Annotated in this window: 16 protein-coding genes; 1 reads left to right on the forward strand and 15 read right to left on the reverse strand. The window is 64.3% G+C overall.

Features of this window, described 5'->3' with window-relative positions; genetic code table 11:
- Position 1: 1 nt before the first annotated feature.
- From ureC to ccoG, 10 genes are all read right to left on the reverse strand, one after another.
- A complete protein-coding gene (gene ureC / locus B2585_RS11545) occupies positions 2-1723 on the reverse strand; it encodes an urease subunit alpha (protein WP_292023182.1) in 1722 nt (573 codons plus the stop codon).
- A gap of 395 nt (positions 1724-2118) precedes the next feature.
- Positions 2119-2598, reverse strand: a complete 480-nt coding sequence (locus B2585_RS11550) for a GFA family protein (protein WP_292023184.1) — start codon at positions 2596-2598, stop codon at positions 2119-2121.
- On the reverse strand, positions 2598-2903 hold the full coding sequence (locus tag B2585_RS11555) for an urease subunit beta (protein ID WP_292023186.1): 306 nt from the start codon (positions 2901-2903) through the stop codon (positions 2598-2600). The genes B2585_RS11550 and B2585_RS11555 overlap by 1 nt, the downstream gene beginning before the upstream one ends.
- Entirely contained in the window at positions 2900-3076 is a 177-nt protein-coding gene (locus B2585_RS11560; RefSeq protein ID WP_292023188.1) for a hypothetical protein, read from the reverse strand. Before B2585_RS11560 ends, B2585_RS11555 begins: the two co-directional genes overlap by 4 nt.
- An 11-nt stretch (positions 3077-3087) precedes the next feature.
- The gene (locus B2585_RS11565) at positions 3088-3390 is read right to left on the reverse strand and encodes an urease subunit gamma (RefSeq protein WP_292023190.1); all 303 of its coding nucleotides are present in this window, start codon (positions 3388-3390) and stop codon (positions 3088-3090) included.
- Between the two features lies 1 nt (position 3391).
- Positions 3392-4228 (reverse strand): urease accessory protein UreD, encoded by an 837-nt coding sequence (locus B2585_RS11570; RefSeq protein ID WP_292023192.1) that lies wholly within the window; start codon positions 4226-4228, stop codon positions 3392-3394.
- Positions 4229-4496: 268 nt separating this feature from the next.
- Positions 4497-4658 carry a cbb3-type cytochrome oxidase assembly protein CcoS gene (ccoS, locus tag B2585_RS11575; protein WP_292023194.1) on the reverse strand — a complete coding sequence of 54 codons (162 nt, stop codon included), beginning with the start codon at positions 4656-4658 and terminating at the stop codon, positions 4497-4499.
- A complete protein-coding gene (locus tag B2585_RS11580; protein WP_292023196.1) occupies positions 4655-6853 on the reverse strand; it encodes a heavy metal translocating P-type ATPase in 2199 nt (732 codons plus the stop codon). The genes ccoS and B2585_RS11580 overlap by 4 nt, the downstream gene beginning before the upstream one ends.
- Positions 6854-6856: 3 nt before the next feature.
- Positions 6857-7351 carry a FixH family protein gene (locus B2585_RS11585; protein WP_339717797.1) on the reverse strand — a complete coding sequence of 165 codons (495 nt, stop codon included), beginning with the start codon at positions 7349-7351 and terminating at the stop codon, positions 6857-6859.
- The gene (ccoG, locus tag B2585_RS11590) at positions 7348-8784 is read right to left on the reverse strand and encodes a cytochrome c oxidase accessory protein CcoG (RefSeq protein ID WP_292023198.1); all 1437 of its coding nucleotides are present in this window, start codon (positions 8782-8784) and stop codon (positions 7348-7350) included. Before ccoG ends, B2585_RS11585 begins: the two co-directional genes overlap by 4 nt.
- 516 nt (positions 8785-9300) lie before the next feature.
- Here ccoG and B2585_RS11595 point away from each other — a divergent pair.
- Positions 9301-11091 (forward strand): M10 family metallopeptidase, encoded by a 1791-nt coding sequence (locus B2585_RS11595; RefSeq protein ID WP_292023199.1) that lies wholly within the window; start codon positions 9301-9303, stop codon positions 11089-11091.
- An 8-nt stretch (positions 11092-11099) separates the two neighbouring features.
- Here the strand turns inward: B2585_RS11595 and B2585_RS11600 are convergent, their stop codons facing one another.
- From B2585_RS11600 to B2585_RS11620, 5 genes are all read right to left on the reverse strand, one after another.
- Complete coding sequence (locus B2585_RS11600) at positions 11100-11597, reverse strand: GNAT family N-acetyltransferase (RefSeq protein WP_292023201.1); 498 nt, start codon at positions 11595-11597, stop codon at positions 11100-11102.
- Between the two features lie 148 nt (positions 11598-11745).
- A complete protein-coding gene (ccoP, locus tag B2585_RS11605; protein ID WP_292023203.1) occupies positions 11746-12615 on the reverse strand; it encodes a cytochrome-c oxidase, cbb3-type subunit III in 870 nt (289 codons plus the stop codon).
- 12 nt (positions 12616-12627) lie between these two features.
- Positions 12628-12804, reverse strand: a complete 177-nt coding sequence (locus tag B2585_RS11610; protein ID WP_292023205.1) for a cbb3-type cytochrome c oxidase subunit 3 — start codon at positions 12802-12804, stop codon at positions 12628-12630.
- Positions 12805-12814: 10 nt separating this feature from the next.
- Positions 12815-13567 carry a cytochrome-c oxidase, cbb3-type subunit II gene (gene ccoO, locus B2585_RS11615; RefSeq protein ID WP_292023207.1) on the reverse strand — a complete coding sequence of 251 codons (753 nt, stop codon included), beginning with the start codon at positions 13565-13567 and terminating at the stop codon, positions 12815-12817.
- A gap of 12 nt (positions 13568-13579) precedes the next feature.
- Positions 13580-14302 (reverse strand): cbb3-type cytochrome c oxidase subunit I (locus tag B2585_RS11620; RefSeq protein WP_292023209.1); only part of this gene is annotated, 723 nt, incomplete at its 5' end.

Consider the following 14302-nt stretch of genomic DNA (forward strand, 5'->3'; position numbering starts at 1 on the left):
CTCAGAACAGGAAGTACCGCTGCGCCATCGGCAGCTCAGTGGCCGGTTCGCAGGTCAGAAGCTCGCCGTTCGCCCGCACCTCGTAGGTCTCGGGGTGCACCTCGATCTCGGGGGTTGCGTCGTTCAGGACCAGGTCCTTCTTCCCGATCCCACGCGTGTTGCGCACGCCGACCGTGTTCTTCATCAGCCCGAGCGTCTTGGCGATGGAGTTGTCATGCGCGCAGGCCGACACGAACGTCACCGCCGAGTTCTCGACCGCCCGCCCCATTGCGCCGAACATGGGCCGGGAATAGACCGGCTGCGGCGTCGGGATCGAGGCATTGGGGTCGCCCATCTGCGCCATCGCGATCATCCCGCCGATCAGCACCATCTCGGGCTTCACCCCGAACATGGCCGTGTTCCACAGCACAAGATCGGCGCGTTTACCCACTTCGATCGACCCGATCTCATGGCTCATCCCATGCGCGATGGCCGGGTTCATCGTGTATTTGGCGATATACCGACGAACGCGAAAATTGTCGTTGTCGCCGGTCTCCTCGGCCAGACGCCCGCGCTGCTTCTTCATCTTGTCGGCGGTCTGCCATGTGCGGATCAGCACCTCGCCCACGCGCCCCATCGCCTGACTGTCGCTCGCGATGATGCTGAAAGCGCCCATGTCGTGCAGGATATCCTCGGCCGCGATGGTCTCGCGCCGGATGCGGGATTCCGCGAACGCCACGTCCTCGGGGATCGACTTGTCGAGGTGGTGACAGACCATGAGCATATCCAGATGCTCCTCCAGCGTGTTCACCGTGAAGGGCCGCGTCGGGTTGGTCGACGAGGGCAGCACATGCTCCTCGCCACAGATCTTGATGATGTCCGGCGCATGGCCCCCGCCCGCGCCCTCGGTGTGGAACGCGTGGATCGTCCGGCCCTTCATCGCGGCCACCGTGTTCTCCACGAACCCGGACTCGTTGAGCGTATCGGTATGGATCATAACCTGCACATCGAGGTCATCCGCCACGCTCAGACAGCAATCAATCGCGCCGGGCGTCGTCCCCCAATCCTCGTGCAGCTTGAGGCTACAGGCCCCCGCCATGACCTGTTCTTCCAGCGCGGCAGGCAAGCTCGCATTGCCCTTGCCCGCGAACCCGATGTTCATCGGCACGCCATCCACCGCCTGCAACATCCGCGCGATGTTCCACGGCCCCGGCGTGCAGGTGGTGGCGAGCGTGCCATGCGCCGGCCCCGTGCCGCCGCCCAGCATCGTCGTCAGCCCGGAATGCAGCGCATCCTCGATCTGCTGCGGACAGATGAAGTGGATATGGCTGTCGAAACCCCCCGCGGTCAGGATACGCCCCTCGCCCGCGATCACCTCGGACCCCGGCCCGATGATGATGTTCACCCCGTCCTGCGTGTCCGGGTTGCCCGCCTTGCCGATGGCATGGATGCGCCCGTCCTTGAGGCCCACGTCCGCCTTGTAGATGCCGGTGTAATCCACGATCAGCGCATTGGTGATCACACAGTCCACAGCCCCGTCGGCGCGCGGCGACTGGCTCTGCCCCATCCCGTCGCGGATCACCTTGCCGCCGCCGAATTTCACCTGATCGCCGTAGCCATCGGCATCCGCCGTCAGGTCGCGCTCGACCTCGATGATCAGGTCGGTATCGGCCAGCCGCACCCTGTCGCCGGTGGTCGGGCCGAACATCGCGGCATAGTCGGATCGTTTGATTATCGCTGGCATTTAGGCGGTCTCCGTCGCGTTCAAGACTGTTGTTCAGTTGGCAGGCACTCGGTGCACGTCAGAACACACGCTGAGCGAGCATCTTGCCCCAATACACACGCTATGCGTGGGGCATTCGCCCAATTCAAAATGTGAGATTCTTAGAAGGCTCCTGCGCTGGATCGTCCGGTGCGCAACCAAGGAGAAACCCATGAATGGGAACCTCGTATTCGCAATAGAACTTTCCGCCCTCGCCCTGTTGGCGCTGGTGGTGATCCTAAAACACCTCTGACCCCACCGGATCGCTTGCGATCCGGTTTGCGCCCGCCCCGCCCCCAGGGCGGGCGCAAGCGCCCCCCCTCGGGCCGGGCGCAACCCTATGGTCCGCGCGGGACCGATATGCCGGGATGCCATCATCACTCCACCCAAACCCCGTTCGCCTTGTGCCAGTCTTCGAGGGACAGATCCGGTCCGCCCGCGAACGTCTGGTCCCCCGCTCCGGCGTCGATCTCGACCCACTCGGGCTTGTCGTCCAGAAAGACATGCGTGCGCTTGGGCGGCATCGGAAGTGCCGTGGTGATGGCGCTCGCCACCGGATGCACCAGCTCCGGCCAGCGTTCGTCGTAAAGCCACAGGGGCGTGCCGCAGACGCCGCAGAAATACCGCTCCGCCACCGACACCTCGCCGTCGTCATGGACCGCGTGGTAAAGCCCCAGCGCCTCCCAGTTGTTCACCGACAGCGTGTCGGCCAGCGCGCCGAGGTTCACCGCATAGCCACCCCCCGACTGCTTGCGGCAGATCGAGCAATAGCACCGCTGATAGGGCACAGGCGTGTGGCTCTGGACGGTGAAATTCACCGCCCCGCACTGGCACGACCCTTCCAGCGTCATCGGCATCACAGCTCTCCCATGACTTTCTGGTTGAACCCGTAGATCTTGCGCGCACCCCCGATGGGGATGAGGTTCACCTCGCGCGACTGTCCCGGCTCGAACCGCACGGCCGTTCCCGGCGCGATGTCGAGCCGCAGGCCCCGCGCCGCCTCCCGGTCGAAATCGAGCGCGCTGTTGGTCTCGGCGAAATGATAGTGCGAGCCGACCTGAACCGGGCGGTCCCCGGTATTGGCGACCATCAGCACCGTCACCTCGGCACCAGCGTTGAGGACGATCTCGCCCTCCGCCGCCATGATCTCACCGGGGATCATGCCCGCGCCCTCACGGCCCGGACCACGGCGACTCCCGACAGCGACACCCCCACGACAAATGCGATGCCCGCGATCAGGAGCCCGTCTTTTTCATGCAGGTGCAGCGTCGCGCCGTGACCGGGATGGGCCAGCGCCGGGGCCGTGGTGGCCAGAAGGGCAACAAGATAACGCATGCGGTGTCTCCTCAGCGAATAGGGTTGTGAACTGTGACGAGCTTGGTGCCGTCCGGGAACGTGGCTTCGACCTGAACCTCGTGGATCATCTCGGGCACGCCCTCCATGCACTGGTCGCGGGTGATGACGCCGGCACCGGCCTGCATCATCTCGGCGACCGAGCGCCCGTCGCGCGCGCCCTCGACCACCGTGTCGGTGATCAGCGCGATGGCTTCAGGGTGGTTCAGCTTCACGCCGCGCTCCAGCCGCTTTCGCGCGACGATGGCGGCCATCGCGACCAGCAGCTTGTCTTTTTCACGGGGGGTCAGGTTCATGTCACAACATCCAGGGTCTTGGGATTTCGTCAGCGTTCATCAGACGCATCGCGGGGATCAGAGCCTTGCGAAGCGCAAAGCTGTCCGGGGCCACGATCCGGCAGGTCAAAAGCCCGGGGGAATGCAGGCTCACGCCCCCGGTCTCGGGCATCAGGCGGCGCATCGGGGCGAGCCAGGCTTCGGCATCCGGTCCGGCATAAACAAGCGCGGCGACAGCGCGGGCGCCGTTCATCGTCGCGGGCCGCGCCATCTGCGCCTCCACGTCTCCGGTCAGCGCGACACCGTCAAGATAGACGGGCCGCCCGCCGACCCGGATTTCCACCCGGTCGCGAAACCGCCCCGCGCGCAGACGCTCGCCCATCGCGACCCGGCCCAGCACCAGCGGCTCGACCATCAGGAACCGCGCACCGGAGTCCAGATCGGCGGTCAGCCCGCGCTCGAAATTCATGTTGTCGAACAGGATCGTCTCCTGCGGGAGCCAGTTGAGCCGGGCATCCGCCGCCACGCTCAGATGCGTCTCGATCCGCCCCGCCGTCTCGCCCCGTGCGGCATAGGCGCGTTCGGCGGCCTGCGTGGTGAGGGTGAGCGTGGTGCCCGGCCCCGCGCCCGCCTCGACAAAGAACCGGTCGCCGCCCGTCACGCCGCCCGCGGTGTTGATGAGCATCGCGTCGAGCGCATCGCCCGAAGGACGGGGAAACAGGAGCTTCATGGAACCGGACATGGCGAGGTCGTCGATGACGCTCCGCCCGTCGCGCCGCTTGGAGGTCACGCGCACCTGTCCACGCGCGCGCGGCTGGCTCGCCTCGTGCTCCGCGATCGCCCCCGGGTGCAGGTTCATGATTCCTCCGGCTGTCCTCCCGCCACAGTGACTCCGCACCACGGGGGAGTCAGGGGGCTGTCCGGAGCGCGGGCCGGATTCTACCCGCCGCCCGCCGCGCACGGCGCGGGATTGGGCGCATCGCACAAAAAACAGGCGGACAGGAAACGGGAGTGAGAAACGCCGCGCAATCGCGCCGGTATGCAGAATCGTATGTACAGCGTGTGCACAGGATGTGTACGCCCTGTGCATCGCGATTTCGCCGCGATCTCAGAGGGTTGGCGCGGGATCAGCCCTCGGGCGGTGCGTCGTCGTATGCACCCGACAGGATGCGCCGCGCGTCGCCTTCGGGATCGTCGTATTGCCGCGACTTCATCGTCCAGAAGAAGAACAGAAGCCCCATCGCGCCGAGGAAAATCGAGACCGGGATAAGATAGACGAGCACGTTCATTTGCCGACCTTCAGTCGAAGAGCATTCAGGGTGACCATAATCGACGAGGCCGACATGGCCAAGGCCGCCGCCAGGGGCGTGGCGAAGCCGAGGAGGGCCACGGGAATGGCGATGGCGTTGTAACTCGCTGCAATCGCGAAGTTTTCCTTGATCCGCCGCGTCGCCTTGCGCGACGTGATAAGCGCGTCGCCAAGAGGGGCGAGGCTCTTGCCCAGCAGCACGATATCCGACACGACCCGCGCCGCCTCCAGCGCCGAGGCGGGGCTGATCGAAACATGCGCAGCGGCCAGCGCGGCGGTGTCGTTCAGCCCGTCACCGACCATGAGCACGCGTTTGCCCGAGGCGGCGAGCGCCTCGACTTCGGCCACCTTGCCATCGGGCAGCATACCGGCGCGGTAGTCCTCGATACCAAGCCGGAACGCCACGTCACGCACCGCGTCCTCCGCATCGCCCGAAATCAGAGTGACTCCGCAACCCGCTGATTTCAAAGCGGTTACCGCCTCTTTCGCGCCGTCACGCAGCGCGTCGGTGAAGGTGAAGGCGACAGCGGGCTGCTTGCCGATCTTGAGGTAGGTCGCGGTGCGGCCAAGGACATGCGCGCCGACCCATTCGGCGCGACCGAGCCGCACCTGCTGCCCGTTCCACTCGCCCTCGACCCCATGTCCGGGAACCTCGGTGACGTGGGACAGGCCCACCGGCGCATGGCCCGCCGCGCGCGCCGCCGCCGCGATGGCCTGCGCCAGCGGATGCGACGATCCTTGCGCAAGCGCCAGCGCGACGGACAGATCGTCGCCCTCGTGATCGCCAAGGTTTTCAAGCTTCGGCGCGCCCTCGGTCAGCGTCCCGGTCTTGTCGAAAACCACATGATCGACCTCCGCCAGCCGCTCCATCGCGGTCGCGGATTTGAGGAGCATCCCCCTCTTGAACAGCCGCCCGGAGGCCGCAGTCGTCACGGCCGGAACGGCAAGTCCCAGCGCACAAGGACAGGTGATGATGAGCACGGCGACCGCGATGTTCAGCGACAGCCGGACGTCGCCGCCCGAGATCACGAGCCATGCAGTGAAGGCCGCAAGCGCAAGCAGATGCACCACGGGCGCATAGATAGCGGCGGCCTTGTCGGCGAGTGAGGTGTATTTGTTGCGCGCGGTTTCAGCGATGGCCACAAGGTCGGCCATGCGGTGCAGCGCGGTGTCCTGCCCCGCCGCCGCGACGCGCAGGGTCAGCGGGCCGGTCAGGTTCACTTCGCCCGCGTTCAGCATGTCCCCGGGGCCAGCAAAGACAGGCAAGGACTCCCCGGTCAGGAGCGAACGGTCCACCTCGGATTCACCCGTCTCGACCATGCCATCCACCGGCACGCGGTTGCCCGGTGTCACGCGCACAAGATCACCGATGGCAAGCGCGCTGACCGCCACGACCTCTTCTGCCTCGCCCACGATCCGGTGGGCGCGCGGCACTTCGAGGGCGGCGAGTTCCTCGGCCGCGGACCGCGCAACGGCGCGGGTGCGGTGATCGAGGTAACGACCCGCGAGCAGGAAGAAGGTCAAGGAAAGTGCGGCGTCGAAATAGGCATGTTCGCCGGAGTGCATCGTCTCGTAGACCGACATCCCGGCGGCCAGCAGGATGGCGAGCGAAATCGGCACGTCCATGTTGAGCCGGCGCACCCTGAGCGCGCTCCAGGCGCTCGTAAAGAAGGGCTGGGCCGAGAAGGCGACGATGGGGAGCGCGATGCCGGCGCTGACCCAATGAAACAGATCGCGCGTCGCGTCCGATGCCCCGGACCAGACCGCCACGGACAGGAGCATCACGTTCATCATGCCGAAGAACGCGACCCCGAGCCGCATCAGCAGATCGCGCGAACGCTTGTCGGTCTCGGTGGACGACAGCGCGCCCGCGTCAAGCTCATAAGCCTCGAACCCGATGCCGGTGAGATAGCCCGCGAGGTCGTCGGCCTCCACGCCCTGATCGGTCTCGACCGTCGCGCGCTTGAGCGTCAGGTTCACCCGTGCAGAGCGCACGCCCGGTTGCTTGGCGAGGCCGGATTCGACACCCACGATGCAGGCCGCGCAATAGATCTGCGGCAGCGACAACATGATGCGCTTGCCCTCGCCCCCGTCCCCGGCATAGCCGCGCCCCGCCGTTTCCTCGGCGAAGTGGGCCGCATCACAGGCGGGACAGGCTGAAACCGGCGCGGCCATGGGTCAGTACTTCGGAACGTAGAGTTCGATGAGTTGGCGGAAGGGCGTACCATCCTCCGCCACCGCTTCGAGCCGCAGCTCCCACTTGCCGAAGTCGAGGTCGCCCACGTCCGCGGTGTAGGCGCCCGACATGGTGCGGGTGAAGAACGGCTCCTGATCATCGGCGACATGGGTCGCACGGCCCAGCACGCCGCCGATTTCCTTCACCCGGACCGGAAGGCCCGTCACCTCGTCCGTGATCATGAGCATCAGCGTCTCGCCCGTCATGGTGGGCACGACATCCCACCCCAGCGCTTCCTGTGCCGCGCGGTCGCCGTCGAACTTCTGGCTCGCGACATAGGAGTTCTTGGTCTCCAGTCCCGGGAAGGTTCCGACCGCCTTGACCGCCATGAAGACGTTGACGCCGATGATGATCGAGAACGCGCCCACGGCGATGGCCAGAACATGCCAGCCGGTGAGCTTCTTGCCCGTATCCGGGGCTTCGTGAGTCATGGTCATTGTCCTCTCCCATTGAAGACGGTGTCGTGGAAGGCCCGGTCGCCGGTCACGCCGTCGATCACCCAGATACGGATTTCGGTACGGTCGTCCGCCGCTTCGTCGCTGCCCGCAGGCGCGGTGACGTAAAGCCGCGTTGCGCCCTGCGTATCGGCGTCGACGACGAGGACACGCTCGCCCGATCCCTCGACGGCCACGTCGAACGGGCTATCATATCCGAGCGAGAAATAGAACGGCCGCGTCTCGCCATGCTTGTTGCGCACGCCCACCTCGTAAGTGTTGCGCACGGCGCCGTCCGATAGCGTGACGAAGGTCGGATTTCGTACCGGATGGACGGTGAGTTGCAGGTCCGGGCGCACGAAGAGCGCGACGGTGAGCGCGATGCCGACACCGGCCCAGAGGACCGTGTAAAGCATCGTGCGCGGGCGCATGATGTGCTTCATGAGCGAGCGTTTGTGGCCCCCGGCGCGTTCATGCGCCTCGTCCTTGAGCGCAATGTAGTCGATCAGGCCGCGCGGCTTGCCGATCTTTTCCATCACCTCGTCACAGGCGTCGATGCAGAGCGCGCAGGTGATACATTCGAGCTGCTGACCATCGCGGATGTCGATCCCCATCGGGCAGACGTTCACGCAGGCCATGCAGTCGATGCAATCGCCCAGCTTCTCGGCCTCGGGCCCCTTGCGATGCTTGCCGCGCGGCTCGCCCCGCCATTCGCGGTAAGCCACGGTCACGGTGTCGTCGTCCATCATCGCGGCCTGGATGCGCGGCCAGGGGCAGGCGTAGATGCAGATCTGCTCACGCGCGATGCCGCCGAAGAAGAAGGTGGTGAAGGTCAGCACGCCCATCGTGGTGTAGGCGATCGGGTGGGCATTCAGCGTGACGAGGTCGCGCAGGAGCGTCGGCGCATCGGTGAAATAGAACACCCAGGCCCCGCCGGTCGCGAGCCCGATGAGCAGCCAGACCGCCCATTTCGACAGCCGAAGCCGCCACTTGCGCAAGTCCCACTTGGATTTCCACAGGCGCACCCGCGCGTTGCGGTCACCCTCGATCCAGCGTTCGACAAGGATGAAGAGGTCGGTCCAGACCGTCTGCGGACAGGCATATCCGCACCAGACCCGGCCTAGCGCCGAGGTGAACAGGAACAGCCCGAGGCCGGCCATGATGAGAAGGCCCGCGATGAAGTAGAACTCGTGCGGCCAGATCTCGATCCAGAAGAAGAAGAAGCGGCGCCCCGCCATGTCGATCAGCACAGCCTGATCGGGCAGGTTCGGGCCCCGGTCCCAGCGAATCCACGGGGTCAGGTAGTAGATGCCGAGCGTGATCGCCATGATCCACCACTTGAGCGCCCGGAAATTGCCGCGCACCCGGCGCGGAAAGACCGGCTCGCGCGCGGCGTAGAGTTTCTGAGGGGCTTCGGGGTTGTCACTTGTCGACATGGGAATCCCTGTCCTGCACGTTGGGTTGTCCCGGTTCTAGGTTTCGGGAAGGATGCCAGCCTTGACTTGGATCAACAATTCCTGTCGCAGCAATTCAGGTTACGCGACGTAAGTTAATTTTCCGACGCACCTTTTAAGCAGCTGAAACGAGGCGATTTCCCGCGCCTGTGACCGTCTGAAGCAGCGTCCGCGCCGGATATGGTCGCGATCGTCCCACTTGGCGAACCGCGTCGTCAATGAGACGATGGGGTGAACCGACCCCGGAATTGCGAACAGGACGGGTTCGGTCGGCAAAGGTGCTTGCGGCGGGTCAGTCCCTCCGGCCCGCCGCGACCTTGGCCGACAATCGCTTCCCCGTGAGCAAGACAGGACTGCCCGAAATTTTGGCAAGGGTGCGTGTCATCCTCGATAACTGACCTTAGGATTCAGGTTTTCCCTGCATGGACGCGGAATCTGTGGCAGCTTGGCAGTCATAGACATTTTTCAGTCGGCCATTTCGCAGCTCAGGGATTTAAGATGTTTCCACTTTCCGAACAGGAGATACTCGACGGGCTCCTCATCCCCTCCGTCACGCCATTCGTCCCGATGAACGGTGACGGCGATGCGCGATACACGCTGACCTACCAGTTTGCAGGCGCCGCGCCCCCGGCGGACGATCTCGACAACGGCTATACCGGGTGGACGGCCTATACCGAGACGGAAAAGAACGTCATACGCGCCGCGCTGGAACATATCGAGACGTTCCTGAACGTAGACTTCGACGAGGTCACCGGCGTCCCGGATCCCGATTTCCACTTCGGCCTGTCCGACCCCGCGCCCGAGACTTGGGCGGGGAGCGCGAATACCTCGGTCCGGCGCGTCGGTGGCACGGTCCAGTGGGACGCGCAGATCATGTTCGACCGCAACATGGACCTCACGGGCTTTTTCGGCATGTCCACGGCTCTGCACGAGATCGCGCATGGCCTCGGGCTCGATCACCCCGGCAACAGCATCGCGGCGTATGACGACATGCACCACACGATCATGTCCTACAATCTGGACCCGGCGCTTTCCCCCGGGGTCGAGACGTCGGCCATGATGTATCTCGACGTCTTCGCGCTTCAGCACATCTGGGGCGCGGTCGCATCCAACACGGGTGACACCACCTACACCGGGCCCGTCACGAACACGACGGGGACGACCACGGTCACAGATACGATCTGGGACACGGGCGGATATGACATCCTGGACGCGAGCGCGCAGAGCAACGCGGTCACGCTTGATCTGCGGGAGGGGTACTATTCCTCGATGGGCGGGGTCTATGAGGATGTGGCCATCGCTTTCGGCACGGTCATCGAGCAAGCGAATGGCGGGACCAACGCGGACACACTGGTTGCGCACGAGGCCGGGAGCACCCTTTCGGGGGGCGCGGGAGCTGACACCTATGAACTGGGCGACGGCCGCGACCGGGTGTTCGATTCCTGGGCGAACCTCGACGGCGACCAGATCAACAATTTCGGGTTTGGCGACCAGATTCTCATATACAACATGCGCTTCGGCATGCCCTTTCAGACCGGTGACGATCTCGACGTCGTGAACGGTTCGGGCAGCGCAGTCATGACATTCACGGCGAACGGCCTTCCGACCATCGAAATAAACTTCGACACGGAATTCAGCTTCAGCCCTGTCCTGTTAGGCTTCAACGGGCGGGACTCCGTGATAACGCATTTGCCCCGTTCGCCTGAAAAGGGTGAAGGGATTGCCATCGAGTCGGGAACGAACAACGGACGCGTTGAGTCGTCGTTCCTGCTGGGTGAAAACGCGGACTCGTTCAATCTTTTTGCAGGATACGAAAGCTTGACGTCGACGCGCGGCTTCCTCGGCTATTATGAGGTCACGCCGAACGGGACCATCGTCGATGTGGGCATCGCCTACGACGACACGTCGACGACATTCAACAATCCCTACACGACCATTGACGGCGTCGACGCGGACAATGAACTCGCCTTTTTCTATGCACGCGACGGAGCCGATCTCGCCATGTCGCTGTCGCAGACCGACGAACTGAAATTCGTCGATGGAGACGGCGGGCTGGCCAATGTTTCGGACGGACCCTACGTCTACTTCGAGGTGAACGGGTCGATGGTCTGGCTGGAAATGTTCCACAGCTACAGCGCCACCATGAACCGTGACGGCAAGGAACACACTGCGACGAGCGCTTTTGATTCCAATCAACTTGTCATCGCATTCGAGGATCAGCGCGATCTCGGCGACGCCGATTTTCAGGATGTGGTGCTCTATGTCTCTCCGTCCTACGATTTCACCTGAACCGGTTCTCACCCTGCCCCCGCAAGGCGCACCATGGGAAGGTAGCGCCCCTGCGGGCCGTCCTGCGCCTTGCCCACCGGCTGAAACCCGGCCCGCCCGAAGGCGGCGATGGCGCCCGCATTGGCCGGGTCCGGGTCGACGCCGACAGCCGGGGCACCCTGCGCGATCAGACCGCCCGAGAACTGCGCGACGAAGGCCGGGCCGTGCCCCTGTCCCAGCATCTCTTCCGGCCCGATGAACAGGTCGATCCCGTAGGACCCTTCCGGCAGGAAAGTGAGCGGGTGGTCGGGCCAGCCGTGGATGGCGTAGTCCTGCACATAGGCGAAGGGTGCCCCCGCGTGATGCACGATCCAGGCGCGGAAATGGGGATCGGCCATGTCCTCGGCGTCGAACGGATCGGCATTCTCCCACCAGCGCGCGACATGAGGCGCGGCAAGCCAGTGACGCAGCATCGGCAGGTCGTCGCAGGTCGCGGGGCGGAACTGGTAGGGCGTGGCGTCTGTCATGCACGGACACTGACACGAAAAAGGGCCGGAGGCAGCCCTCCGACCCTTCTGCTGTGAATTGGCACCGACCCCGGAGAAACGCGCGAACAGGATCAGGGATCGGTGCCTTCAACCGGGGAGTGAGGCCCCGGAACTTTCACTGGCCGGCTTACTCGCCGCCGCCCAGCTGGTGAACATAGGCCGCAACAGCCTTGATCTCGGCTTCGTCGAGGCGGGTGTTCCAGTTCGGCATCACGCCGAACGGACCCTGCCTGACCGAAGTTTCGATCGCGGCTTCGCTTGCGCCGTAGAGCCAGATTGCATCGGCCAGATTCGGCGCGCCTTGATCTGGATCACCCTGGGCATTTTCTCCGTGGCAGGCCGTGCAATTATCCACGAACACCACTTCGCCCTCGGTCGCGTCGCCCTCGGAAGCCTCCATCCCCGACAACGACATGACATAGGCCACCACGTTCGAGATTTCCTCGTCCGTGAGGTAGTCGTCGCCGAAGGCGGGCATCTGCGAATACCGCGCGTCGGGGTCGTCCTCGTTCCGGATACCGTGGGTCACCGTGTAGGTGATCGCCTCGATATCGCCGCCCCAGAGCCATTCATCGTCGAGGAGGTTGGGATAACCGTTCCCCTCGGCGATGCCGTTGGCGCCCGACCCGTGGCACTGCGAACAGTAGGTCGAGAACGTCGCCTGACCCGACTGGATCGCGTAGTTGTAGACCGCTTCGTTCGCCGCGATCTCGGTCGGTTCCATGCCGGCGAGCTGCGCGCGCACCTCGGCGTTCATTTCCTCGAACCGGTTGATCTCGGCGGCAACTTCGGTCCGCGTCGAGTAACCCAGAAGGCCGCCCGTCGCCCGGTCGATCAGCGGCCATGCCGGATAGGCGATGGTGTAGCCGATGCCCCAGACGATGGTGGCGTAGAAGGTCCAGACCCACCACCGCGGAAGCGGGTTGTTCAACTCTTTGAGGTCTTCGTCCCAGACGTGGCCTGTGGTTTCAACTTCGTCGTGCTTGTTGTCGCTCATAGCCGGGCCTCCTTACTCTTGTGCGCCCTGTGGCGGGGTTTCGTTGCGGAAAGGGGCCTGAGCCGCGTCCTTGTGCAGTTCACGCGACCCCGGGCGGAACACCCAGAGAACCGTGAACAGGAAGAACAGGAACATGGCGAGAAGCACCCAGCTGTCCGCGATTTCCCGGAAGATCGAATAGGTATCCATGATGTCCTCCTCAGCGGATCCAGTCTTCCGGCGTCTGCTCGAATTCCGAGAAGTCCACCAGAGTGCCCAGCATCTGCATGTAGGCGATGAGTGCATCCATTTCGGTTACTTCGGGTTGCCCGTCGAAGTTGCGGATCTGCGCGCCCGGATAGCGGTCCACGACCGCGTCCGGGTCGCTGTCTTCAAAGACGACGCCGTCAGGGTCGGCCTGGGACTTGAAGTCCTGAACCGCCATTTCGAGCTGCTCGTCCGTGTAGGGAACGCCGACGAAGGCGTTGGTGCGCAGGACATCTTCGATGTATTCCCCGTCGATCGGGCGATCGAGCAGGTAGCCGTACTTCGGCATCACCGATTCCGGCACCACCGACTGCGGGTCCACGAAGTGGTCGACATGCCACTCGTCCGAGTAGCGGCCGCCCACGCGGGCGAGGTCGGGCCCCGTCCGCTTGGAGCCCCACTGGAACGGGTGGTCGTATTTCGACTCCGCGGCCAGCGAGTAGTGCCCGTAACGCTCGACCTCGTCCCGCATCGGCCGGATCATCTGCGAGTGGCAGACGTAGCAGCCCTCGCGGATGTAGATGTTCCGGCCTTCCATCTCGAGCGGGGAGTAGGGGCGAACGCCCTCTACATCCTCGATCGTGTTCTCGAGATAGAACAGCGGTGCGATTTCGACGATGCCACCGACGGTGACGACAAGGAGAGATCCGACCAGCAGAAGCGTGGCGTTTTTCTCAAGGACTGCGTGTTTATCGAGAATTCCCATCTCTGGTCCTCCTTATTCAGCCGGGGCCGTGGAGGGCGTCGCGGCTTGCGCCAGCGGTGCCTTTCGCACGGTCATCCAGAGGTTGTAGGCCATGACCAGCGAACCCGCGAGGAACAGGATCCCGCCGAAGCCACGCACCAGGTACATCGGGAACTTCGCGGCCACAGTGTCGGCGAAGGAGTTCACGAGGAAGCCCTGCGCATCCACTTCACGCCACATCAGGCCTTCCATGATCCCCGTCACCCACATCGAGGCGGCGTAGAGCACGATACCGATGGTCGCGAGCCAGAAGTGCCAGGAGACGAGCTTGAGGCTGTAGAGCCCGGCCTTGTTCCACAGTTTCGGGAACAGGAAGTAAAGCACGCCGAAGGTGATCATCCCGTTCCAGCCCAGCGCACCGGAGTGCACATGGCCGATGGTCCAGTCGGTGTAGTGGCTGAGCGAGTTCACAGCCTTGATCGACATCATCGGGCCTTCGAAGGTGGACATGCCGTAGAAGCCGACCGAGATGACCATCATGCGGATGACCGGATCGGTGCGCAGCTTGTCCCAGGCGCCCGAGAGCGTCATCAGGCCGTTGATCATGCCACCCCAGGACGGCATCCAGAGCACGACCGAGAACACCATGCCGAGCGTCGAGGCCCAGTCGGGCAGCGCGGTGTAGTGCAGGTGGTGCGGACCGGCCCAGATGTACAGGAAGATCAGCGCCCAGAAGTGGATGATCGACAGCTTGTA

Origin of the sequence: Maritimibacter sp. UBA3975, assembly GCF_002384975.1 — a bacterium.
In the GTDB taxonomy this organism is placed as follows: domain Bacteria; phylum Pseudomonadota; class Alphaproteobacteria; order Rhodobacterales; family Rhodobacteraceae; genus Maritimibacter.

Excerpts from the sequence above, each read along its gene's own strand:
- ureC (WP_292023182.1), bottom strand. The coding sequence starts at position 1,723 with ATGCCAGCGATAATCAAACGATCCGACTATGCCGCGATGTTCGGCCCG.
- B2585_RS11550 (WP_292023184.1), bottom strand. The coding sequence starts at position 2,598 with ATGCCGATGACGCTGGAAGGGTCGTGCCAGTGCGGGGCGGTGAATTTC.
- B2585_RS11555 (WP_292023186.1), bottom strand. The coding sequence starts at position 2,903 with ATGATCCCCGGTGAGATCATGGCGGCGGAGGGCGAGATCGTCCTCAAC.
- B2585_RS11560 (WP_292023188.1), bottom strand. The coding sequence starts at position 3,076 with ATGCGTTATCTTGTTGCCCTTCTGGCCACCACGGCCCCGGCGCTGGCC.
- B2585_RS11565 (WP_292023190.1), bottom strand. The coding sequence starts at position 3,390 with ATGAACCTGACCCCCCGTGAAAAAGACAAGCTGCTGGTCGCGATGGCC.
- B2585_RS11570 (WP_292023192.1), bottom strand. The coding sequence starts at position 4,228 with ATGAACCTGCACCCGGGGGCGATCGCGGAGCACGAGGCGAGCCAGCCG.
- ccoS (WP_292023194.1), bottom strand. The coding sequence starts at position 4,658 with ATGAACGTGCTCGTCTATCTTATCCCGGTCTCGATTTTCCTCGGCGCG.
- B2585_RS11580 (WP_292023196.1), bottom strand. The coding sequence starts at position 6,853 with ATGGCCGCGCCGGTTTCAGCCTGTCCCGCCTGTGATGCGGCCCACTTC.
- B2585_RS11585 (WP_339717797.1), bottom strand. The coding sequence starts at position 7,351 with ATGACCATGACTCACGAAGCCCCGGATACGGGCAAGAAGCTCACCGGC.
- ccoG (WP_292023198.1), bottom strand. The coding sequence starts at position 8,784 with ATGTCGACAAGTGACAACCCCGAAGCCCCTCAGAAACTCTACGCCGCG.
- B2585_RS11595 (WP_292023199.1), top strand. The coding sequence starts at position 9,301 with ATGTTTCCACTTTCCGAACAGGAGATACTCGACGGGCTCCTCATCCCC.
- B2585_RS11600 (WP_292023201.1), bottom strand. The coding sequence starts at position 11,597 with ATGACAGACGCCACGCCCTACCAGTTCCGCCCCGCGACCTGCGACGAC.
- ccoP (WP_292023203.1), bottom strand. The coding sequence starts at position 12,615 with ATGAGCGACAACAAGCACGACGAAGTTGAAACCACAGGCCACGTCTGG.
- B2585_RS11610 (WP_292023205.1), bottom strand. The coding sequence starts at position 12,804 with ATGGATACCTATTCGATCTTCCGGGAAATCGCGGACAGCTGGGTGCTT.
- ccoO (WP_292023207.1), bottom strand. The coding sequence starts at position 13,567 with ATGGGAATTCTCGATAAACACGCAGTCCTTGAGAAAAACGCCACGCTT.